The sequence below is a fragment of the Parabacteroides acidifaciens genome, assembly GCF_003363715.1.
In the GTDB taxonomy this organism is placed as follows: Bacteria; Bacteroidota; Bacteroidia; order Bacteroidales; family Tannerellaceae; genus Parabacteroides; species Parabacteroides acidifaciens.
The window spans coordinates 123,056-146,883 of the sequence record NZ_QREV01000005.1 but is presented as its reverse complement, the minus strand read 5'-3'; the positions used below and the strand labels follow the sequence as shown (position 1 = coordinate 146,883).

General features: G+C 39.9%; 24 protein-coding genes and 1 pseudogene. 9 read left to right on the top strand and 16 right to left on the bottom strand.

What is annotated here, in order from left to right; genetic code table 11:
• Position 1 precedes the first annotated feature (1 nt).
• The 16 genes and pseudogenes from DWU89_RS03860 to DWU89_RS03785 all read right to left on the bottom strand — a co-directional run bounded on the left by DWU89_RS03860 (position 2) and on the right by DWU89_RS03785 (position 14,392).
• On the bottom strand, positions 2-739 hold the full coding sequence (locus DWU89_RS03860; protein WP_115498353.1) for a class I SAM-dependent methyltransferase: 738 nt from the start codon (positions 737-739) through the stop codon (positions 2-4).
• The gene (locus tag DWU89_RS03855; RefSeq protein ID WP_115498352.1) at positions 740-1,675 is read right to left on the bottom strand and encodes a GNAT family N-acetyltransferase; all 936 of its coding nucleotides are present in this window, start codon (positions 1,673-1,675) and stop codon (positions 740-742) included.
• The gene (locus DWU89_RS03850) at positions 1,668-2,084 is read right to left on the bottom strand and encodes a sugar 3,4-ketoisomerase (protein ID WP_115498351.1); all 417 of its coding nucleotides are present in this window, start codon (positions 2,082-2,084) and stop codon (positions 1,668-1,670) included. Before DWU89_RS03850 ends, DWU89_RS03855 begins: the two co-directional genes overlap by 8 nt.
• Complete coding sequence (locus tag DWU89_RS03845) at positions 2,081-2,476, bottom strand: sugar 3,4-ketoisomerase (protein ID WP_115498350.1); 396 nt, start codon at positions 2,474-2,476, stop codon at positions 2,081-2,083. The genes DWU89_RS03850 and DWU89_RS03845 overlap by 4 nt, the downstream gene beginning before the upstream one ends.
• Entirely contained in the window at positions 2,473-3,123 is a 651-nt protein-coding gene (locus DWU89_RS03840) for a class I SAM-dependent methyltransferase (RefSeq protein ID WP_208642445.1), read from the bottom strand. The genes DWU89_RS03845 and DWU89_RS03840 overlap by 4 nt, the downstream gene beginning before the upstream one ends.
• Positions 3,111-3,749 (bottom strand): NTP transferase domain-containing protein, encoded by a 639-nt coding sequence (locus DWU89_RS03835; protein WP_115498349.1) that lies wholly within the window; start codon positions 3,747-3,749, stop codon positions 3,111-3,113. Before DWU89_RS03835 ends, DWU89_RS03840 begins: the two co-directional genes overlap by 13 nt.
• The gene (locus DWU89_RS03830; RefSeq protein WP_115498348.1) at positions 3,722-4,321 is read right to left on the bottom strand and encodes an HAD-IB family phosphatase; all 600 of its coding nucleotides are present in this window, start codon (positions 4,319-4,321) and stop codon (positions 3,722-3,724) included. The genes DWU89_RS03835 and DWU89_RS03830 overlap by 28 nt, the downstream gene beginning before the upstream one ends.
• A 1-nt stretch (position 4,322) precedes the next feature.
• Complete coding sequence (locus tag DWU89_RS03825) at positions 4,323-5,636, bottom strand: CDP-glycerol glycerophosphotransferase family protein (protein WP_115498347.1); 1,314 nt, start codon at positions 5,634-5,636, stop codon at positions 4,323-4,325.
• Positions 5,633-6,466 carry an O-fucosyltransferase family protein gene (locus tag DWU89_RS03820; RefSeq protein ID WP_115498346.1) on the bottom strand — a complete coding sequence of 278 codons (834 nt, stop codon included), beginning with the start codon at positions 6,464-6,466 and terminating at the stop codon, positions 5,633-5,635. Before DWU89_RS03820 ends, DWU89_RS03825 begins: the two co-directional genes overlap by 4 nt.
• Positions 6,467-6,468: 2 nt before the next feature.
• Positions 6,469-7,407, bottom strand: coding sequence for an O-fucosyltransferase family protein (locus DWU89_RS03815; protein ID WP_115498345.1), 939 nt, complete (start codon positions 7,405-7,407; stop codon positions 6,469-6,471).
• Positions 7,404-8,843, bottom strand: a complete 1,440-nt coding sequence (locus tag DWU89_RS03810) for a lipopolysaccharide biosynthesis protein (RefSeq protein ID WP_115498344.1) — start codon at positions 8,841-8,843, stop codon at positions 7,404-7,406. The genes DWU89_RS03815 and DWU89_RS03810 overlap by 4 nt, the downstream gene beginning before the upstream one ends.
• Positions 8,844-9,289: pseudogene (locus DWU89_RS20985) on the bottom strand (hypothetical protein).
• Positions 9,290-9,400: 111 nt separating this feature from the next.
• Positions 9,401-10,450, bottom strand: a complete 1,050-nt coding sequence (locus tag DWU89_RS03800; protein ID WP_115498343.1) for a PDDEXK nuclease domain-containing protein — start codon at positions 10,448-10,450, stop codon at positions 9,401-9,403.
• Entirely contained in the window at positions 10,425-11,450 is a 1,026-nt protein-coding gene (locus DWU89_RS03795) for a virulence RhuM family protein (protein WP_115498342.1), read from the bottom strand. Before DWU89_RS03795 ends, DWU89_RS03800 begins: the two co-directional genes overlap by 26 nt.
• 81 nt (positions 11,451-11,531) lie before the next feature.
• Positions 11,532-13,082, bottom strand: coding sequence for an RNA-binding domain-containing protein (locus tag DWU89_RS03790; protein ID WP_115498341.1), 1,551 nt, complete (start codon positions 13,080-13,082; stop codon positions 11,532-11,534).
• A complete protein-coding gene (locus DWU89_RS03785) occupies positions 13,079-14,392 on the bottom strand; it encodes a UDP-glucose dehydrogenase family protein (protein WP_115498340.1) in 1,314 nt (437 codons plus the stop codon). Before DWU89_RS03785 ends, DWU89_RS03790 begins: the two co-directional genes overlap by 4 nt.
• Before the next feature lie 901 nt (positions 14,393-15,293).
• Here DWU89_RS03785 and DWU89_RS03780 point away from each other — a divergent pair.
• The 9 genes from DWU89_RS03780 to DWU89_RS03740 all read left to right on the top strand — a co-directional run bounded on the left by DWU89_RS03780 (position 15,294) and on the right by DWU89_RS03740 (position 23,780).
• Positions 15,294-16,421: a hypothetical protein gene (locus DWU89_RS03780; RefSeq protein WP_115498339.1), complete on the top strand. Its 1,128-nt coding sequence runs from the start codon at positions 15,294-15,296 to the stop codon at positions 16,419-16,421.
• 3 nt (positions 16,422-16,424) lie between these two features.
• On the top strand, positions 16,425-18,290 hold the full coding sequence (locus DWU89_RS03775; RefSeq protein ID WP_115498338.1) for a DNA topoisomerase IV subunit B: 1,866 nt from the start codon (positions 16,425-16,427) through the stop codon (positions 18,288-18,290).
• Positions 18,291-18,304: 14 nt separating this feature from the next.
• Complete coding sequence (gene coaD / locus DWU89_RS03770) at positions 18,305-18,766, top strand: pantetheine-phosphate adenylyltransferase (protein ID WP_115498381.1); 462 nt, start codon at positions 18,305-18,307, stop codon at positions 18,764-18,766.
• Between the two features lie 12 nt (positions 18,767-18,778).
• Positions 18,779-20,371, top strand: coding sequence for a S41 family peptidase (locus DWU89_RS03765; protein ID WP_115498337.1), 1,593 nt, complete (start codon positions 18,779-18,781; stop codon positions 20,369-20,371).
• A 50-nt stretch (positions 20,372-20,421) separates the two neighbouring features.
• Complete coding sequence (locus DWU89_RS03760; RefSeq protein WP_199662217.1) at positions 20,422-20,754, top strand: type II toxin-antitoxin system RelE/ParE family toxin; 333 nt, start codon at positions 20,422-20,424, stop codon at positions 20,752-20,754.
• Positions 20,747-21,037 (top strand): helix-turn-helix domain-containing protein, encoded by a 291-nt coding sequence (locus tag DWU89_RS03755; protein WP_115498336.1) that lies wholly within the window; start codon positions 20,747-20,749, stop codon positions 21,035-21,037. Before DWU89_RS03760 ends, DWU89_RS03755 begins: the two co-directional genes overlap by 8 nt.
• 1 nt (position 21,038) lies before the next feature.
• Complete coding sequence (locus DWU89_RS03750) at positions 21,039-21,569, top strand: chromate transporter (RefSeq protein WP_115498335.1); 531 nt, start codon at positions 21,039-21,041, stop codon at positions 21,567-21,569.
• 1 nt (position 21,570) lies between these two features.
• Positions 21,571-22,122, top strand: coding sequence for a chromate transporter (locus DWU89_RS03745; RefSeq protein WP_115498334.1), 552 nt, complete (start codon positions 21,571-21,573; stop codon positions 22,120-22,122).
• Between the two features lie 356 nt (positions 22,123-22,478).
• The gene (locus DWU89_RS03740) at positions 22,479-23,780 is read left to right on the top strand and encodes a TolC family protein (RefSeq protein ID WP_392391919.1); all 1,302 of its coding nucleotides are present in this window, start codon (positions 22,479-22,481) and stop codon (positions 23,778-23,780) included.
• The last annotated feature ends 48 nt before the right edge of the window (positions 23,781-23,828 follow it).

Below are 23,828 nucleotides of genomic sequence, written 5' to 3'. Positions count from 1 at the left end.
ACTATTTCTTTTTTACATTAACATATATTTCAGCTCCTTCATCAGGCATATATTTTATCATACGATTTAATCCATCCAATATATTGGAATCTAATATTCCAATATCTATCATCCGTTGCATTTTCTCATGATTAAATAGTTTTATAAAATATGACCCACTATCCAATATTATAAACTTATTAATTGTAACATAACTCTTTAACAAATCCAAATCAAAACTTGTATGTTGCTGTAAAACCTTTGCACGATCACTAAGTAATCCTATTTTAGGAATAATCCCAGATTCATAAGCCAACAACATATGAAAAGACCTACTATTAGGTACATTGATATGGACAACAGTTTGATCAGTACAACATTGATATATACCATCTAATAAACTTTGAGGATCTATTACTTCATGCAATAATGCGCTGACCACGATAAAATCAAATTGTTTCTCTAACAATTCATTTACTCTATTTTCAAAAAAATCCTGTATAACTGTTATACAGGATTTGCCGTTAGCGACGGCAAAGGCTTTGTCACAAAAATAAGAGGCAGGTTCAACTACAACATATTCATCAAAATCTGCAATTTCCGTAAACAATGGCTGTTCACCACAGCCTATTTCTAAAATTCGGTGATGAGGATATTGATTTATTGACTGCAAAACCTGTTGTCTTCGATAATGAACCATTACTTTTTCAAAATCAGAAGACTTATAATCTTGTATATATTGTTCTATATTCCGTTCCATTTACAAATCATATTCATAAACATCATAAACAACTCCTCTTCCTCCAAAACCTTCTTTTTGGAAAATAAGCGACTGATTCAAAAAAAGCCCATTATCTTCTGTAGACTGACCAAAATCAAAATATGGATAAGACAAATATTCATAATTAATTAAATGATCAAACAACAAATCAAGTGCACCCAATTCTTTTCCTATTGGATTTGCTGAAATATATTGAGTATGGACAACTTGTTTTGTGATATAAAGGACAGTACCTGCAATAATGTCTTGTTCCAATAATGCCACATACAATTTAATCTGATCAGGAAAACGTTCATGCAACAATTTTATTTCATCAACACTATGAACAGGAGAAGTACCATATTTATGATTCAGATTATTGGATAATATATACCAAAAAGAATCAAAATCATTAGACTCTTTCACCTTTATGTTATTTTTTATAGCTTTTCTTAATCCACTTTTACGAGATTCAGTGAACTTTAGAATATGTGAATGAATAATGGTAGAAGACAAATTTCGACCTATTAATCTTGCCTGTAATCTAAATAAAGCATACAGATCTTCTTCTGCCGGGCAAACATGATAAATCCAAGGTATCGTTTTATAAATAACCTTTGTAATACCATGATCTTTCAAAAAAACATTTATCTGTTGAAATATCAAAAGAACATCTTCTGCAGATATTTTGAAAGACAATAATAATCCTCCATATGTCAATCCTTGATGAGAATATAATATATCTCGTTTCTTATTGGCAGGTAATAAAGCACATAGTACATCATTCTTATATATCATTAATGACATATCCAAAAAACGATCTGAATGATAGTCCATATACTTACGTTCAAATAAAAAAGTAGAATTTTTAGCTTTTCGTACAAACTGATCCCACAAATCTATTTTTTCTGAACAATATATTTTTACTTCAAACATTCTTATAAACTAAAAAATCATTATAGTTTCTTATATAATCACTTTCATCATATATTAAAGAAGCCAATACCAAGCATACTGACCCTGATGAAAAATTATTCAATTCACGCCAAATCCCCGGAACAACCAGCAGTCCTTGATATGAACGATTCAAGGAAAACGTCCTTTTAACAAAACCATCATCTAATGTCACATCAAAACTTCCACTAACAGCAACAATCAGCTGATAAAGTTCTTTATGTGCATGCCCTCCTCTAGATTCACCCCCAGGAACATCATATAAATAATAAACACGACGTATCGGAAAAGGAAGGGTAGCATCTCCTTCGACTACCGATAAGTTCCCATTATCATGATGATGTTTATCTAAAGTAATAAGAGTACAATCAAAAACTGACGTTCTTTTCATTTTACCATTTCCTTATATTCATCATAATCTCGAATATAATCAGTTTCATCATATAGTGTTGAAGCTGCAACAAAAGCCACTGAATTAGTTGAAAAATTCCCCAATTCTCTCCAGCACATTTTAGGAATATAGACTCCTTTATATGAACGATTTAAATGATACACTTTAGATTGTTTACCATCTGAAATTACAACATCAAAACTACCAGACAAAGCTACAATAAACTCTTCATTCTGCCTATATGCATGTCCACCACGAATCTCTCCGCCTGGAACATCATAGATCCAATAAACACGCTTTAGTATAAAAGGCAAATGATTTTCCTCTTCAAAAAAAGAAAGATTACCTCGTTTATCGGCTATTTTGGGTAACAAAAAAATATCAGTTTTCATTTTTCAGCAACTATCGCATAGAAATGAGTGTTGCTCCAACGATTACACTCAGGTGGATAAATATCATAAGAAACAATATTTTTAAATCCTACTTTACGCAACATATTTACTTCCAAATCCAGAGTTCTATATTGCGAATAATAATCAGTTTTAATTTCAGATGAATACCCTGAAATCGTAACAGTTTCTTTCAAACCGAATTGGCTTTTTATTATCAAATGACCAGAAGGCAATAAATAATTATAATATTTTTCATAGATATTTTTCACCTCCTCTTCGTTAAAATACTGAACAATTCCAAACATTGTTATTAAATCAAATTTTTCATCAATTGCAAAAGTCAATATATCTTCATTATAAATCTCAATATTAGGAGATTGTATAATTTCTTTTGTAAACTGAGAAAATTTTTCAACAGCAACAATTTTTAATACTTTGTCATACAGTTTGTTTATGGTCATTCCTGTTCCTGAAGCTATATCTAAAAGGGTAGTTTTACTACATACAAACTTTAATATAAAATTCACATCATACGATGTAAAATCATTACAGGAGTTCACCTTTACGACTTTTGGATCTATAACATTTTGAGCTCTCTGTTTCCAGAACTTAATCGCAAGAGCATTATTTATCATTAAATTTTCCATTCTTGAATACGACGAATAACATTTTTATAATCTTCATATGTATCAATATCATACGCTTCTATTTTTAAACCTCTGATAGGCAGATATGGTTCTAGTTGATTATATACATTTTCTGATGTATAATGAACTCTAGAGCGCTTCAAACAGGCAGGGCCAGTCCACTCATATGAGCCACTTGCTCTTGAAAACGAAAGCACATTACCCATTTCATCTGTGCGTACAAAAACAGCTTCTTCTGATGTTCGGTCAGCATAACAAATAAACTCTCCTTCTTGAGTTAAAATTCTTTTTATAGAATCGGGATGTACCAGTAAATCTCCATCCCATTCTATAACATAATCATTTGCGTCTTTAGCCCCTAAATAATAACTTGTGCCCGTCTTGGTTTCAAAGTAATTATGGTTATAAACAAATACAACATCAGTCCTATACTTTAGAACTTCTTCAACAATATCATGTGCTTGATAACCAACAACGATTCTTAGATCCTCAACATCCTTCAACAATTCTAATTGAAGTCTAATCAAAGTTTTTCCATTTATATTAATTAAGGCTTTTGTTTGGCCAAGCCCCAATCTAGAACCAATTCCAGCACAACTTAATACAACTGATTTAGTAAACGACATAATGTAATCTCATTAAAAATTAAATAATCAGAAACAGGAAGTATACTTTTTGATGGAAAATGTGTCAAGCCTGTTGCAATTGCAACATCTGCTAAGCGCATAGCTTCCAGATCATTATTTCCATCTCCAATAAATACAACTTTATAACCTTGCTCTTTATACATCCTAACAATTTGTTCCTTACGAAGAATAGTCTCCAGCTTAACAACCTTATCCATTTCTACTCTTGCATGTGAAAAATAACTTGTACAACCAACAATTCTTGTTAGTTGTTCTGACCAACAATCAAGATTTCCAGTAGCAATTACACAATCATCTAAATGCATTCTAATAAACTCTAAAACTCTATCGTATAAAGGAACTTTTATCAACAAATTTGAGATTGAAGAAACAGAAAGTTCACCCAACAAATGTACTCGTCGAATAAAACTCTCAATAAAAGGGATATTCCCTTGTACAGTTTCTTGAGTCAATTGCGAAATTTCATGTTGAACGCCAAAGTTTTCCGCTATTAGAGGCAAAGTTTCTTGTTTTGTAATTGTCCCATCCAAGTCAAATATAAATTTAATCATATTACAATTGATTTAACGTATTAAAAATATTTTGTGATGCAGAAAGATGATTTGGAGGTAATAATACTGTATTTAAAAAATCTAATCGTTCTTGTTTCTTTACATCTTCACCTTCCAAAAGGATTTTATCAATAAAATAAAGCAAAGTTTCTTTACTGTCAGATTTATATAATAAATCAAATACTAATTTCCCAAAATCATTAAAATTAGATCTTGTATTTCCTGCAACCATAAACAAACTCGGTTTCTTTGTAAATAAATATTCGGCCATAAACGAAATACTATCCATAACCATTCCGTCAGAAGTCATAAACAAATCTACATAATTACCTTCTTCCAATTGAGTATTAGTTCTAGTTCTCCAACATTCAAAATAATTATCAGTCTTATCTTTTCCCCACTCTTTATGAGCATACAACTTATATTTCAAAAGAGGATGAGGTTTAAATGCTATTTGAATTTTATCAAAATAATTATCTGCTACTTCCAACATAAAATCTGCATATTCCAGAAAATTAGAATATGAGATATCAACATTATTTTTTTCAATTGTATGATGAGGCGCCCAAATCAGCCTTTTCATACTTTTTGATGTATTTTTCCATACAGACATATCATAGGAACTAGTAGATTTACAAAACTGATCACATTGAGGATATCCAGAGACAATGATATTCTCACCTCTATTTAATGCATATTTAGCTGCCATTTTTTTATGTATATTTGTCTCATAAAAACCTTTCCAAAGTAAATTATGAAAATACTCATTAAACTGATGCTGCTCAATATTTGCAATCATAAAGCCATAGGGAATATAACAAGAAAGACTATTTGAATAGTTATATATATAATATCTATTTAACGTTAATCCTCTATATGGGCTAGCAAAAAACACAATATCTGGCATTATTTCTTTATTAACATCCATCCATTTTTTAGTCTCATTATTATAACTATTATAATAACGATACCGTTTTTTTGAAAAAAACAGTTCGGCTGATTTAATATCTTCTATCATTTTAGACTGACCTTGAGTAATAATTGGACAGATAACAATATATGGTATAAAACGAGGACTATTCTCTAACAAAAGATATAATTCATCCGCCTTCCACTCATATGAACTTGTTACAAAAAAAACTACTTTTATATTTTTCTGTTTAGCAATTCTTTTTTCAATATGCAAATACCGACTATGATTTAACCAATAATTATATCGAAATCTAAAATAATAAAATAGATTTAATAACCTCTTCTTAAAACTATATGGGAGTATAGATTTTATAACACACATAATTTTCAATACATATTTCATATCTTTAATTCTTTAAAAATATTATTCGACAAGAAATGAGCTAACTCGGAAAATGAACTTCTTGAAGAAGCGTAAATCTTATCCATTTTTGACAATATATTAAGTTCTGTAAAAGCAGTAATAATTCCATCTCTAGAATTTCTTACTGCTGGCTCTAAATTTGTGTTTATAACATTTCCGAACTTATTCACTAAACGCTTCTTAACTTCAACAGAGTCAGATGCTAAATAAAAAAAAGTATTTTCACATTTATTCAGTTCTTCTACAATAACATTTTCAAACAGTTCTATTGGACTCTCTTCAACTGAATACACATTATCAGTTCTCCTTATATGAATTCCGATCTTCCTTTTTAAATTATTATTAGATAAAAAGTCATTAACTTTTTTTTGAATCATAGGATTAACTCTAATAATTTTCCACATATTAGGATCTGTCCAGAAACGCCAATAACTAACCATATAAATATGGCGAAATTGAGTTAAATCACCAAAATCGACACATTCATGATTTGATATAACCTTAAAAACATCACTATCTAATATCCGTTTATCAAAAGCATGCTTTTGATAAATTTGTGGAATCCACAAATTTCGTTTCCTCGGTTTATCTATTTTATAATAATCCCAAAAATTCCCATCTATTAGTTCTACATTCTGCAAACGAGGATCTAATGAAAACAAGTCCCCTACAGGGCAATTAAGAGTAGGGTCCTTAAACCAATATATTTTTAACGCACGATTATGCTGTTGACAATATACTATTGCAGAACAAATAGCATTAATCCTATTTCCTAATCCCCCTATTGGAACCAATGTAAATGTTTTCATATTCACCAAATTATCCATTTATTAAAATCTATACCTTGGGATATAGAAGGTGACCTCATACCTAAATACATACCAGGGTTCGAACTAAATGTTCCAACAAACAATTTTGATGTTGCACATATATCAATGGATGCAAACAACCGAATCAACTTACGACGTCTATACTTTTCATCTTGATTCATAAAATCTCCATGAAAGTATCCATGTTCAGATTCTTCACATAATGTATATACGATATGATCAGGATATTTTCTTTTAATTTCAGATATTATCGTAAAATCATCCGTTAAAACAAATATATTCTTAATACCCGTTTTATTTTTCGCAAAATAACTTTCAATTGGTTCAATCTGATATTCTAAAAATTTATCCCCACCTCGAATATGAAAACCGACATATTCCGCTGGTAACCCTAAAGAAGAAATCAATTCATGAACTTCCTTTTTTACTTCTGAATTATATTTCCAAGTTAAGTTTACAAGGATAGAACAAAGCTCCTGAAACGACAACTTAGATTTCAACGACTTTACTTTTATCCTCTTTTTTAATAAACCATAATCTCGACTTCGCCCAAAAATATCTTGTGTATACATTTGTTTTTTGTAAAAAGAAAAATAAGGAAAAATATTACGTAATATCTTAAACTCTTTCTGTCTTAGAAGGAGTTTAAGCATATATTTCCAATTCACAGTTTTGTAATGTTGTTCTTTTTCAGATACAATATCCTCACAAAAAGGTTCAAAGAAGCCACACCAGCCATTTTCATAATCAAAATTTGCGTTATTTGAACTTAGAATAAACTGTATTTTATGCGTTATGCAATAAGCCATTGCTAATATCATATTATTATATTCTGAAAAAAAGCCACAATCTAAACCAACCTTATAAATCAATTTTCTTTTAAAAGATTTATTTATTTTTTGATATTCTTCTACGTTCATTTTCTTTTTACTAAAAAGGTGAATGACTCTTTAAAAATTACAGAATCTGCCAAATGCATGAATATACCATACACAAACATAGCCAATAGAATCTTAGCAATGAAAAGCATGTATATATTACTTATTGATTTTGTAACAAAATATGTAATACATAATACTATTAAAGCTATAAAGCAATAGGGTAAAATGTCTTTTGCCACGTCTAAAATAGAAATTTTAATATATCTATTCACAAAATAATGCCAAACAAATATCCATAGTACGTTAACAACAACAAACGCCAAAACCATATAATAGATACCCAAAGACAACATACTGATAACAACAATCAATTGAACCAAGCCCAGTATAATTGTACTATATAGATAAATGTCTGATTTTCCATGACTTAATAAAACATGAGTATATAAATTACTTATAGGAGTTACTGCTCCCCATATACACAACAACTGCATAACAGGAACACATGGTAACCATTTATCAGAAACTCCTATAACGATCAGTTCAGGAGCAACTAAAGCAAGTCCTAACATTGCAGGAAATGATATAAATGATACAAAACGCAACATTTTACGAAAAACTTGTCTTTGACGTTCTACATCCAAAGCAACCTCTGATAAAACGGGGAGGGAAACATTTCCAATCATACTCCAAATAAAGGTATATCCCATTGTCATCCATTTATTACCCTGAGTATAATATCCTACCTGATCTTCTTTATAGAATCGCCCTAATAGTACAGAGAATATATTCGCATTAATTTGGGCAAAAATACTAGTAAACAAGATCTTAACCCCAAACGAATACATTTCCTTCAGAGGTCTTAGAGCAAAGGTAAAAGTTGGTTTCCAAGGAACATAATACCAACGAAGAATGCTACCTACCAAACTATGTGTTACTGTTTGTATTGCAATCCCCCAATAAGCAAAGCCTTTATAGGCTAATAAAACTCCAACAAAACCTGATACGACTAATGAACACACTTCTATTTTTGTACGTTCTTTTACCATCAATTTTTTTGTCAGCATCGCTGAATGAGCTATTGATGTCGAGCCTATTAAAAACCATAGAAAAAGGACGCGGGATAAATTTGTTAATTCAGGATGTCCAAAGAAATCAGCAATTAATGGAGCACAGAAAAATAAAATTACATAACAAATAATTCCGACTGAAAAGCTAAACCAAAATACAGAATTATAATCATCATGGTTAATCTCTTTCCGATTTATTAAAGCAGTACTAAACCCACTATCTTGTAATACAGTTGCTATCCCCATAAAGATACCCAACATCCCAATCAAACCATAATCACCAGGAGAAAGTAAGCGAGCCAGAAAAATACCAAATGCAATATTCAAAATCTGTTGGATACCACCATTGATACTTCCCCAAAGAAGACCTTTAGCTGTTTTCTCTTTTAATGTTTGCTCTGCCATCTATTCTTTCTCTCCGTTTGCAATATTCAATCTTAACCCCGTTTTCGCATTAAGTGGAGAAATCACCGAATGCCCCAAATCACTTTCCAATTGCTTCCGGGCCGCTTCGGCTGCTTTTCCTCCTTGCTGGGCAATTAGTGCGTGTTCCTCAAAATATTGAGGATCCTTTTCTTTTGACAACTCCGTGATAGCAGCTTCTGCTAACATATTGAGGGCAAGTTCGGTATTCGTCATATTATCACAGAGGTGTTACCGAACCACATTTTGTAGATAATATCTGTCAGGGTAGCGAACTGCACACCTTCTTGTAGGCCGTGTCGTTTCCATTCGTCCGTCAGTACACCCACTACATCAACAATAGAGAAATACCATTCTTCCGTCTCGTCGTCCCAGACTGTACGGACCTTTTTCTCTTCAAATATTTTAATTGCTTCTTTCTTTGTCATTTCCTTGCTCCTTCAACCGCCTATCAAGATGTTCTATTTATTCCATGCCCATGGAATTTTTGTTTCATGCCCATGAAACTTTTGTTTCGTCACCAGAAAACTTTTAAGGAATCATATCTTTGATAACCCTTCCTCCACCTCCTCTATTGAAGGTAAAGACGATTGCAAGTCCTCCGGCAATATGTTTTTCAGATTATAAGCTGATATTCCCAATGGTTTGTGAATATCGGACAAAGAATATTCGGCAATCACATTGTCTTTTGTTTTACAGATCAACAAACCGATTGTCGGATTATCACTTTCTTCACGCATTTGGCGATCAACGGCAGTGACATAAAAGTTTAATTTTCCTGCAAATTCAGGTTCGAATTTAACTGTCTTCAGTTCAACTACAACGTAGCACTTCAACTTAATGTGATAGAACAACATATCCATAAAATAGGATGAGTCGCCAACCACAACTTCAACCTGACGACCGACATAAGCAAAACCCGTCCCCAACTCCAGTAAAAATTTTGTAATATTTTGTACCAAAGCATCTTCCAACTCACGTTCCTTATAACCAACCGATAAGGTAAGAAAGTCAAATGTATAAGGATCTTTCAATGTTTCTATTGCCAGTCCACTCCGTTCGGCAGGAAGAGTTTGTGTAAAATTTGTAATCGCATGGCCTTGAGTCGCATAAAGATCAACCTCCATATAATCTAACAAGGTTTTACGACTCCAACCTTCTTCACTTACTTTACGAGCGTAGAAAAGAGCTTCCTCAACGGATTTACATTTTGTTATGATTTCCACATAATGTCGCCAAGGTATAGGAAGTATAATAGCCGGTAGTTTCAATTCTCCACCAGGTTGGTGGAGTTTTATATCTTCCTGTGAATAAAATAGATACCACTTCTTTATATACCACAAATTTGTAGTAGAAAAGCCTTGCATCTCAGGAAATTCTGCACGTAGGTCGGCACTTAATTGAGGAATAACACCACTTCCCCACTTTTCTTCCACCTGCCGGTCGACAATATCCGCCCCGATGCTCCAATAGAGTTCTAACAAAGCAGTGTTCACACGAACTGCCGCTTTGATCTGGCTCTGCCGGATACGTTGCTTCAATTCTTGAAGCCAATGTTTATAATCAGAGGCTATTTCTGCTTTTTTCATTTCCTTGCTCCTTCAACCGCTTACTTTCACGTTCGAAACTCTCAATAAAATGAATTTCAACAGGAGACAGCTGATTCTTTGCCCGTTCATGGAATTTATCATATTCCATATCGGCTTTTTTCTTTGCAACTTCAGCTGAAACTGTTCCAGCATGAGCTAACAGCTGCTTGCCTGAAAGTTTCAGAAAATCATCTAACTTGTGAATCCAATCCTCCATATACATCGGAGTCTTGCTTTTTGCCTGTAATTCTGCAAAATCTAAATACAGGCTGACAATACGGTTTAAGGTATCAAGCTCATCTGCTGTCAGGTAGTTCTTGGCATATTCTGCATCTTTACGTTTTGGCAAAGCACCCGTCCATGCGGTCAAGCCCATAAAATCTTTTTCAGCATCAGCCCGGCTGTAAATAATCTCTGCCGCCGTGTGCCCATGGGTGGAGAAATGCATTTTGTTTTGTACCGTGGCAAAAAACTGTTGTGTGATCTCCGAACGGGGATCATAATCGATGCTTAAAGCGTATATTTCAAGTATCTTCCGATAAAAAATCTTCTCGGAAGAACGTATGTCACGAATACGTGAAAGCAGTTCGTCAAAATAGTTTCCTCCTCCTGCCCTTTTAAGCAGATCATCATTAAGTGCAAAGCCTTTAACCAAATATTCTTTCAGTACCTGCGTTGCCCATATACGAAACTGAACTCCACGATGTGAATTAACACGATAACCGACGCTGATTATCATGTCCAAATTGTAATAAGCCACCCGATAATTTTTCCCATCTGAGGCAGTTGTTGCAAAAAATGCAACAACTGCCTCAGATGATAATTCTCCTGTTTCCAAAATATTCCGGATATGGCGTGAAATAGTCGATTTATTACGTTGAAACAAATCCGCCATCTGATCGAGTGTCAACCAAACAGTGTCATCTGACAACGTAACTTCTATTCTCGACTTACCGTCTGCAGTTTGATATAGAAGGATATCACCTTTTCCTTTCGTCATAACGAAATTTTAGACTAAATACAGCAAGTCGCTTCCCAATTGCTTCTTTCTTTGTCATTTCCTTGTTCCTTCACCCGCCCATCAAGATATTCCGCTTACCTCATGCAGAGACACTTTTGTAATATATTTTTGTCCCGGATGGCTCGGATTATCAGGTATTGTAGGCATCAGGAAACCAAATTCAACCAAATCACTTACATACTGTTTGAGATTTTTCGATTGATAAGTGACGCCTAAATAAGATAATATTTCTCGGCTACTACGTGCCTCTGCACAATAAGATAATACTATTTTCTGCTTCTCTGACAAATTATACCCCCTGTTTCGGTCAACATTACTTCCGTTGGTAACAGGGTTGGTAACAGGGTTGGTAACAGGGTTGGTAACAGGGTTGGTAACAGGGTTTTCTAACAGAACATCCAATCGCATCCTATCAGGAGAAAAAGATTCTCGTAAAACTGGAACTTCTAATCCCATTTGCCCCCAGACATAACGCAGGTTCTGCAAACCACTGCCAATACGTTCGCCAACATCAACCAAAACAAACATCTTGAATACACTCGCATTGCGGGGATCACTGATACCGCCTTCAAGAGCTTCATCCATTGTGATGCGCAAAGCTCCCGGATTCGAGATAATCACATGGTCTTTATGCTTTTCGATCACAACACCCCTACGACCATGGTAATCGGCATGAATCAACGCGTTTGCCAAAACTTCTCGTAAAGCAGAACGGGCAGGCGTGTCATCAATACGGTCTAATCCGTTACGCAATTGAAAGGGAACTTTCAATCCGGATGTCAGACGATCAACAATCCTGAAATAAAAATCAAAAAGATTACCCGACCAATCACCGGAAGCAGAAAAGACACGGTCCGTATAACGGTTCCCGTCTTCGATCTCCCGATAGTCCAGAAAATAATTCGGATATTCGTTGGTGATCAGCATTTCCGTACCAAACATCAGAATACCGGCTAAAGTCGGATGAACTTCAGGAGCGTCACTACTACGTTTGAGTGCACCTACTTTCAATAGAAACTCGACATCATCCAAAGTGTTCCAAACATGTTCGGGTTTCAGATTACGAAAACGCATCCTGAAACGATAAATCGTATCTTTATCCAGTTCCTGCCAATCGACATTTTCTATTATTGTGCTATCCAAAGTAATATCCGCCTGGTCGCGAAGCATAGCCTTCACCTCTTCGCGCTGGCAATGATAATCACCATCAGCATTCCTCCGGTATGTACCGGCAAACAAGTTATCATTTATAAAAACGGGTTTATAATGACGGTCTGCACGAGGAACTTCAATAACTACAACGTCTTTATCTTCAATGGAAAGAGCATAAACCTGACGATTGAAAAGCAGGTTATCGCTCACTTTCTGTTTATTATTAATCTGGTTCCAGAAAGATTGGATAATCTTGCCACTGTCCTCAACGCCGGAAACATAAAGCTCTTTATTTTTCTTATCTTCCGACACGCCAAGCAATATGACGCCTCCATCCGTATTACAGAAAGCAGAATAACTTTCCCATACAGATGCAGGAACCTCTTTTTCGGCCTTCTTCGCTTCCAGCCGAAAACTTTCCCCCTGACGGATCAATTGCAAGACTTCTTCTTTTGTCATCGTCCTACGCAATGATAAACAAACCCATTCTCCTCCAGCTCCTTCACATCATAGATATTCCTTCCATCCAATATCAGCGGCGTAGCCATCAACTTCTTGACAGCCGACCAGGAAGGCATACGGAACTCTTTCCATTCCGTGACAAGCAGGAGGGCATCGGCATCCACTACGGCATCATAAATATCTTTTGCATAATGGATCGTATCACCTAAACGACGGCGGGTTTCTTCCATCGAGACAGGATCATAGACATAGACTTCACAACCGGAAGCCAACAGTTTATCTATTAAAACTAAGGATGGGGCTTCGCGCATATCATCCGTTTCCGGCTTAAAGGCCAACCCCCAGATAGCTACGCGTTTTCCTTTCAGATCGCCTTTGAAATAATCATTCAGCTTACGGAACAGGATCGATTTCTGTTCTTCGTTGACTTCTTCAACAGCTTCCAGGATACGCATACAGTAACCATTCGATTTAGCCGTTTTAATCAACGCCTTTATATCTTTCGGGAAGCAGGAGCCGCCATAACCGATACCGGCATACAGGAAACGGTTGCCGATACGGGCATCCGAGCCAATCCCCTTACGTACCATATTCACATCCGCCCCGACGATCTCGCACAAATTCGCAATGTCGTTCATAAAGCTGATACGGGTAGCCAACATAGCATTAGCCGCATACTTCGTCATCTCGGCGGAAGGGACATCCATGAAAATCACACGGAAATTATTCAACAGGAAAGGACGGTACAAACGAGTCATCAACTCTTCTGCACGTTCGGATTCAACACCGACAACCACACGGTCAGGGCTCATGAAATCCTTAATAGCTGCACCTTCTTTCAGAAATTCGGGATTGGAAGCGACATCAAACTCGATCTGTAATCCCCGCTTATCCAATTCTTCCTGGATCGCTTCACGAACCTTGCGGGCCGTACCTACCGGAACGGTGCTCTTCGTCACGACCAGGAGATGTTTTGTCATGTTGCGACCGACGGTACGGGCTACTTCCAGCACATACTTCAAGTCGGCACTGCCATCTTCGTCGGGAGGAGTACCTACGGCACTGAAGAGGACTTCGACCTCGTTCAGGCATTCCGTCAAATCGGTTGTGAAATGGAGACGGCCGGCTTGTTGGTTACGGTGAACCATCTCTTCAAGACCAGGCTCGTAGATAGGAATGATACCTTGCTTCAGGTTTGTGATCTTTTCGGCATTTACGTCGACGCAGAAAACTTCGGTTCCCATTTCTGCGAAACATGTACCGGTGACAAGTCCCACATAACCTGTCCCCACTATAGCTATTTTCATGATTTTATAATCAAATAAAAGTTACGATTACGTGCCACCAACAGGGTTTCGGACACACAAAGGTTCGTCACTCCCATACTGGGAACGACGAAAACGCCACAAAGATAAGAAATTGGAACCATTGTACACCTTAAAATTTAGTTTTTGTACAAATTGACATATTCCACGTTAAGCGTACAAATTATAGTTCGGGATAATTATCCGTTGTCCCAAAAGGGGGTTATTGTATAAAACGCATTTTTCCGGTCCGAATGACGTCCGAAACAAAACAAATGTTAATCCGTTTTTTCGACCTCAAAAAGGGACTTTTTCGCCTTTTTTGAGTGTTTCCAGCAATTACGACCGTCCTCTTTGCCATTACGACCGTGCTAATAGGCAGTGCACTCGGCACCTCGCGAAGATTAGCACGGTCGTAATGGTGATTTGGACGGTCGTAATTGAAAAGAGGACCGTCTTAAGGGCAAAAATGCACCTGAATTTCCTTGGGATATTCGGAACGCCGTCCATTTTATTTTCAAATATTCGATTCTCCGGGAGTTAAGCTTTATCACTTTGTCGGTGTTTCCGGTTTCCGGTAATCAATTTGCACGTTTCTTAGAATGGGCTGCGCACCTCATTTTATCTATTGTCAGTAGAACAGGCTAAAACAGTGAAAAAAGTCAGTTCAAAATTGATCAAGATTTCAGATGAAATAGAAAAATGCCGGGAAAAGGGGGTTATTGTAATTTCGCCATTTATCTCTTTCAATACAGAAAGCCAAAATATAAGCAAAATCCTACTTTTACAAGCATAACAAGCCTTTCTCTCGCCCATGTAAACCACCCCCTAAACAATTTCTTATCACCAACTAACGTCTAAAATGAATTAATTGTGTAAATTTGCCGTTCAAACTAAATGACTGATGGGCGTAGAAATTAGAGAAGTTACCAGTAAGAAGGAACTTAAGAAATTCGTAAAATTCAATATCGAATTATACAAAGGCAACCCGTATCATGTGCCAGGACTAATAGAAGAAGAGATGGTGACGTTGGATAAAAAGAAGAATCCGGCGTTCGAAGTGTGTGATGCAATCTATTTTCTGGCTTACAAAGACGGAAAAGTTGTGGGACGTATTGCGGGGATGGTTAATCGCCGAAGTAATGAAACATGGAACCAGAAGAGAGCCCGTTTCGGGTTTGTCGATTTTATCGACGATGTGGAGGTGGTCGATGCTTTATTCAACGCTGTCGAGAAATGGGCGCGTGAACAAGGCATGGCGGAGATACACGGACCGATGGGATTCACGGATATGGACCACGAAGGGATGCTGATAGAAGGATTTGATCAGCTCGGGACAATGGCGACGATCTATAATTATCCGTACTATCCGAAACAGATGGAGCGTATGGGATATACGAAAGATCAGGATTGGCACGAGTTCAAGATATATATTCCGGAGGGAGTGCCGGAAAAACATTTGCGTATCGGAGAGATCGTAAAGAAAAAGTATGGGCTGAAGGTGATGAAGTTCAAGAATGCCAAGGCGATCATGCCTTATGCGCAGAAAGTATTTCAGACCCTGAACGAGTCGTATGCACCTCTGTACGGGTTTGCACGGCTCACCCAGAAACAGATCGATTTTTATCTCGCCACGTACATACCGATGCTCCGGTATGACCTGGTTACGCTCATCGTCCGTGAGGAAGATGACGTAGTGGTCGGTTTCGGTATTTCGCTGCCTAACCTGTCCAAGGCGATGCAGAAAGCGAAAGGGCATCTTTTCCCCTTCGGCTGGATTTATCTGCTGAAGGCGTTGAAGAGCAAGCCGAAAGTAATCGATTTGTATCTGACCGGCGTTTTGCCGGAGTACCAGAGCAAGGGAGTAAACGCGTTGTTGTTTAACGACCTGATCCCGGTATATAAGAGTGTAGGAGCTGTTTACGCTGAAAGTAATCCGGAGTTGGAAACAAACAATGCGGTACAGGCACAATGGGATTATTTCAAACGTGAACATCATAAAACAAGAAGAGCTTTTATAAAACAATTATAATCTATGGACGAACTGAATTCAACAATGCAACAGCCGACAGCGTACGATGATGATGACATCAAGACGCTTGACTGGATGGAACATATCCGTCGCCGCCCCGGTATGTATATCGGAAAGTTAGGGGATGGTAGTTATGCCGATGATGGTATTTATGTATTGCTGAAAGAGGTGCTGGACAACTCCATCGACGAATACATGATGGGGTACGGTAAAACCATAGAAGTGACCGTTGAAGAAGGCACCGTCTCCGTACGCGACTATGGCCGCGGGGTTCCGTTAGGCAAGGTGGTCGACGTCTCCAGCAAGATGAATACCGGAGCCAAATACGACAGCAAGGCTTTCAAGAAGTCGGTCGGTCTGAACGGTGTCGGTATCAAGGCGGTGAATGCCTTAAGCAGCTATTTCCTGATCACCAGCCACCGCGACGGCGAATGCAAGCGGGTGGAATACAGCAAAGCGATCGTGACGGAAGACGCTCCTATCTGCCCGACGGAAGAGCCGAACGGCACGCTGACTTATTTTATTCCGGACAAAGAGATATTCAAGGATTACCAGTACAAGGACGAGTACATCGAGAGCCTGCTGAAGAACTATGTGTTCCTGAACTCCGGATTGACAATCATCTTTAACGGCAAGAAGTTCCATTCCCGCAACGGTCTGGTGGACTTGCTGAACGAGAACATGACGACCGAACCTTTATACCCGATCATCCATCTGAAAGGGGAAGACATAGAGGTCGTAATCACGCACAGCAACCAGTACGGGGAAGAATATTACTCGTTCGTCAACGGACAGCATACGACACAGGGCGGTACGCACCTCTCGGCTTTCCGCGAAGCGTTGGGACGTGTGATAAAGGAATATTACAACAAGAATTTCGAATATTCGGATATCCGTGCCGGTGTAGTAGCCGCCATCAGTATCAAGGTGGAAGAGCCGGTGTTCGAAAGCCAGACCAAGACCAAGCTTGGATCAAAAGATATGGGGCCGGAGGGTCCTTCGGTCGGTAAGTTTATCGGGGATTTCATCAAGAAGGAACTGGATAACTACCTGCACAAGAACGCAGAGACTTCGGATGCTTTGCTCCGCAAGATACAGGAGTCGGAAAAGGAACGTAAAGCGATTGCCGGCGTTACGAAACTGGCCCGTGAACGTGCCAAAAAAGCGAACCTGCATAATAAGAAACTGCGCGATTGCCGCATTCACCTGAATGACACGAAAGGGGATAACCTGGAAGACAGTTGCATCTTCATCACCGAGGGTGACTCGGCAAGCGGTTCGATCACAAAGAGCCGCGATCCGAATTTACAGGCGGTATTCAGCCTTCGCGGTAAACCGCTTAACAGCTATGGGCTGACCAAGAAGATTGTTTATGAGAACGAAGAGTTCAACCTGCTTCAGGCGGCGTTGAATATCGAGGACGGGTTGGAAGGTTTACGATATAATAAGGTAATCATTGCGACCGATGCCGATGTGGACGGTATGCATATCCGCCTGTTGCTGATCACGTTCTTCCTGCAGTTCTTCCCGGACCTGATCAAACGCAATCATGTCTATATCCTGCAAACGCCGCTGTTCCGTGTGCGCAATAAACAGAAAACCTGGTATTGCTACAGTGAAGAGGAACGCCTGAATGCGATTGCTGCCGCAGGAAAGAATGCAGAAATCACCCGATTCAAAGGTCTCGGAGAGATTTCGCCGGACGAGTTCAAGCATTTTATCGGAAAGGATATCCGCCTGGACCCGGTAACGATGAAGAAGGAAGACCTCGTGAAAGATATGCTGGAGTTCTATATGGGCAAGAACACCATGGAACGACAGAACTTTATCATCGACAATCTGGTTGTAGAAGAAGACGTGGTTAATTGAAAATGAAAGAGAATATGGCAAAACGAATTGCTCTTTTTCCCGGGACGTTCGACCCGTTTACGATCGGTCATGAGTCATTGGTAAGCCGCGGGCTCGAGTTGGTGGATGAGATTATTATTTCTATCGGTATCAACGACACGAAACAGACTCATTTCTCCTTGGAGAAACGATTGGAGGCGATCCGGGAGTTATACAAGGATGAACCGCGCGTGCAGGTCATGTCGTACGATTCGCTGACGGTCGATTTCGCCCAACAGATGAAAGCAGGGTTTATCCTGCGCGGTATCCGTACGGTGAACGATTTCGAATATGAAAAGAGCATTGCCGACGTAAACCGGAAGTTGAGCGGTATCGAGACGTTCATTCTCTTTACGGAACCGGAACATACGCATATCAGTTCCAGCATCGTGCGGGAATTGTTGCGGTATGGCAAAGATATTTCCCAGTTTGTGCCGAAAGGGACAAACCTTTATTAATAAATTAGAACAATGAAAAAAATTATCCTGCCACTCCTTATATTGAGTGTTTTTGCTGCTTCGATGTCGGCACAGCGTGGTAACAACGTGGATGCCCGCAAGCTTCAGTTGGCTCTGTATGCCATCTCCAATTTGTATGTGGATTCTACAAGTGAAACAAAACTGGTGGAAGATGCTATTGTAGGCATGTTGGAGAAACTGGACCCCCACTCTACCTATACGGACCCGGAAGAGACAAAGGAGATGACAGAGCCGTTGCAGGGTAACTTCGACGGGATCGGTATCCAGTTCAATATGCTGACGGATACCTTATATGTGATCCAGGTAATCCCCGGCGGTCCTTCGGAAAAGGTGGGTTTGATGGCAGGCGACCGTATCATCATGGTAGACGATACGCTGATTGCCGGTGTCAAGATGAAGAATACGGATGTGATGAAGCGCCTTCGCGGTCCAAAAAATACGGAAGTCCGCGTAAAGGTTTTGCGTAATGGCGTGCCGGACCTGATCGAGTTCAGGATCATTCGCGGAAAGATACCCGTGTACAGCTTAGACGCTGCATACATGGCGGATAAGACTACGGGATATATCAAACTGAACCGTTTTGCGGCCTCTTCTGCCGACGAATTTAAGGAAGCATTGGAGAAACTGAAAAAGCAGGGAATGAAAAACCTGATTCTCGACCTGCAGGGTAATGGCGGCGGTTATCTGAACATAGCCATCGACCTGGCGGATGAGTTTTTAGGTAAAGATAAACTGATCGTATATACAGAAGGGAACAAACAACCGCGTGAAGAAGCCAAATCGACGGCTCGCGGTGGTTTCGAGGAAGGACGTTTGGTCGTATTGGTGGACGAGACATCCGCTTCCGCCAGTGAGATCCTTTCCGGAGCGATACAGGACTGGGACCGTGGCGTAGTTCTCGGTCGCCGGACGTTTGGAAAAGGGTTGGTGCAGAAACCGATCCCGATGCCTGACGGTTCGATGATCCGTCTGACTGTCGCCCGTTACTACACACCGACAGGCCGTTCCATCCAGAAACCGTATGTAAACGGTAACCAGGAACAGTATAATCACGACCTGATCGACCGCTACAACCGGGGCGAGCTGATGAGTGCGGACAGCATCCATTTCCCCGACTCGATGAAGTACAACACATTAGAGACAAAGCGTATTGTTTACGGCGGCGGCGGTATCATGCCGGATGTCTTTATTCCGGTCGACACTTCCCGCTATACCGATTACCACCGTAGTGTGGTGGCTGCCGGATTGGTGAACCGCATCGCCATGAATTACCTGGACCGCCATCGTGCCGAGTTGAACAAGAAATACCCGAAGTTCGCCCAATACAAGCAGAACTTCAATGTTACGGAAGAGATGATGCAGGAACTGATCTCATTGGCGAAAGAAAATAAGATCGAGTTCAACGAAGAACAATACAACCGTTCCAAACCGCTGATCATGCTCCAGATCAAAGCTTTGATAGCCCGCGACCTGTATGACATGGCCGAGTACTTCCAAGTCATCAACGACGACAACGAAAGCTATCAGGAAGCCTTGCGCCTCATCAATGACGAACAGCGGTACGAAAAGGAGTTGGGACGATAAAAGTTGTATTATATAACAATTAACCTTATCTTTGTACAAACCATGATATTATGAAATACTATGAAGATGTAATATATATGCAAGAGGCTGAAGCCTTTCTTCGTTCTTTGGATAGTAAAGCAAGATTGAAAATCTTATACAATATATCCAAAACACAATATATTAGAGATATTGAGCTATTCAAAAAGCTGGACGAAGATATATGGGAATTCAGGACGCTATATAACAAAACTTATTATAGGCTACTTGCATTTTGGGATTCTGCATCTGAAACAGTCGTCGTTTGTACACATGGTTTTATTAAGAAGAGCGGTAAAACACCTCTCTCCGAATTGGAGCATGCAAAAGAGTTAAGAAAAAAATATTTTAACAACAATGAATAAGTTGACATCACATAGCGAACTATTAAACGAATTCATCGGTAAAAAAGGGACCACCGAACGGGATAAGTTTGAAGCTGAATTGAAGGCAGAAATCATTGCTTCCAAGTTAAAAGAAATGCGTATCCGTAAAAATATGACACAAGCCCAACTTGCAGAGTTGGTAGGCAAAGATAAAACACAGATTTCCAGGATTGAGAAGGGGCGCAATCTGACAATCTCCACTATTGTCCAATTAGTTGAGGCTCTCGGGGGTAAAATAAACTTCGATATTCAATTTGTATAAAATGTACTGGACACTATTTCTGACATTTGTAAAGATAGGGACTTTTACCATTGGGGGAGGATATGCGATGCTTCCCCTGATCCAACGGGAGGTGGTGGATAAAGGGTGGCTTTCGAAAGAAGACTTTGTCGATCTTTTCTCCGTCGCCCAGTCGCTGCCCGGGATATTTGCGGTAAACATCTCCATCTTTGTCGGTTATAAGCTGAAGAAAGTGCCGGGAGGCGTTGTCTGCGCCTTGGGAAGCATACTCCCTTCCTTCTTTATTATATTAGCGATTGCGCTGTTCTTTACACACGTACAGGACAATGTATGGGTGGAGAAAGCGTTCAAAGGACTGCGCCCGGCTGTTGTGGCGCTGATTGCCGTGCCCTGTCTGACAACGGCGCGCTCCATCAAGATGAGCTACAAAGAGCTGATTATTCCTATTGCGGCGGCGCTACTGATCTGGCAGGGCGGCCTGTCTCCGGTATGGATTATCGTGGCGGCCATTGTAGGGGGACTTATTTACGGACTGAAAATAAAGAAAGACTGATATGATCTGGTTGCAACTGTTTTACGTATATCTGAAAATCGGAATATTCGGCTTTGGCGGTGGCTATGCCATGCTCTCCCTGATCCAGGCGGACGTGGTAGACCGTTACGGGTGGATTTCCTCGCAGGAGTTTACGGATATCGTGGCAATCTCGCAGATGACACCGGGACCGATCGGGATCAACAGTGCTACCTATATAGGATATACGGCGATCCATAATGCCGGCTATTCACCGGGAATGGCAATCTTAGGGTCCTGCCTGACGACTTTCGCCGTTTGCCTTCCTTCTTTCCTGTTGGTATTGGCTATCTCGTACGCCTTCGCCAAGTTCCGGAATAATAAATATGTCTCTGCCGCTTTCTACGGACTTCGCCCGGCAACGGTCGGCCTGATTGCGGCGGCAGCCTTGCTGCTGATGAACAGCGAAAACTTCATCGACTATAAGAGCTTCCTGATATTCGGCGCAGCCTTTATCCTGACCTGGAAGTTCAAGATCAACCCTATCCTGATGATCATTTTAGCAGGTATTGCCGGGATTGCCCTCTATTGGTAAATATTAAAATAGTATTACCGGACGCAGATTCCGCAGACGACGCAGACGAACGCAGATCATTTATTGTTTTAAAAGAAAAATAAGTCTGCGTTCCTCTGCGTAATCTGCGCCCGTCTGCGTCCGGTAAATACGAGCAAACACACCGATAAATCATCATTTAAAACCTTTCATCGATAGAAATTCCCCTTTTGTCGAGGGAAAGCCCCTCTTTTTCTAATCCGATTGTACAGGTTTCCACCGCTTTGTAGTTTTGCTTCCGTAAACAAGGTAAAAAGATTGTCAGGTTGCAAAACAAAAGCATTATGAAACGAATATCATCCATACTCCTCTCCTGCCTGCTTCTCCTGCCAGCCGGGATGAAAGCGGAGGACGACGTGCCAAAACAGTGGACGCTCAGCGACTGTATCGATTATGCATTGGAGCATAACATCACGATCCGGCGTAACCGTATCAACGTCGAAAGCACGCAAGAAGACGTAAAGACAGCGAAAGCTAATCTGCTCCCCTCCCTGAACGGAAGTATAAGCCAACGTGTCGTAAACCGCCCGAACAGTGCAAGCGGCACGATCATCAGTGGTGACAATATCACCACCAGCCAGAGTAAGACCTCCTACAACGGAAGCTACGGCATCGATGCCAACTGGACCGTCTACAACGGAAGCAAGCGGTTAAACACCATCAAACAACAAGAGCTGAACAGCCGCATAGCCGAACTCAACGTTTCCGAAAGCGAGAACTCCATCGAAGAAAGCATCACCCAACTGTATGTGCAGATACTCTACTCCGCCGAAGCCGTAAAGGTGAACGAATCGACCTTAGAAGTGAGCCGGAAGGAGTACGAACGCGGCCAGGAACTGTTCAACGTCGGGAGCATCGCCTCGAGCGACCTCGCCCAACTGGAAGCGCAGGTAAGCAACGACAATTACCAATTAGTCACTTCGCAAGCTACCCTGCAGGATTACAAGCTGCAACTAAAACAGCTTCTCGAACTGGACGGAGACTTCGAAATGGCCCTCTACCTGCCGCAATTAGACGACAGCAACGTGCTGATCCCGCTGCCTGCCAAAGACGATGTCTATCATACCGCCCTCAGCCTCCGTCCCGAAATAGAATCCGGCAAGCTGAATGTGGAGACTTCCGATCTGAGCATCAAGACGGCACGTGCCGGATACCTTCCGGCCCTCAGCCTCAGCGCAGGCATCGGAACGACCAATGCCAACGGGAGCGACTTCAGTTTCAGCGAACAGGTCAAACAGAACTGGAACAACTCGTTAGGCCTGACCCTAAGCATTCCCATCTTTGACAAGCGACAGACAAAAAGCTCCATCAACAAGGCCAAGTTACAACGGCAGACCAGCCAGTTGGACCTGCTTGACAAGCAAAAGACACTCTATAAGACGATCGAAAGCCTCTGGTTAAGCGCTAACAGCGCACAACAGCAATACGTAGCCGCTGCCCGGAAGCTGAAAAGCACTGAGACCAGCTACTCGCTCGTCAGCGAACAGTTCAACGTGGGTATGAAAAACACCGTCGAACTGCTCACCGAAAAGAACAACCTGCTAAGTGCACAACAGGAAACGCTTCAGGCCAAATACACAGCCATCCTGAACGCCGGCCTGCTCCGTTTCTACCAGGGAGAAGAAATTAATCTATTTTAAAAAGGGTGAGACACTAATGAATATATTCACTCTCTTTTTGTTTCAGTC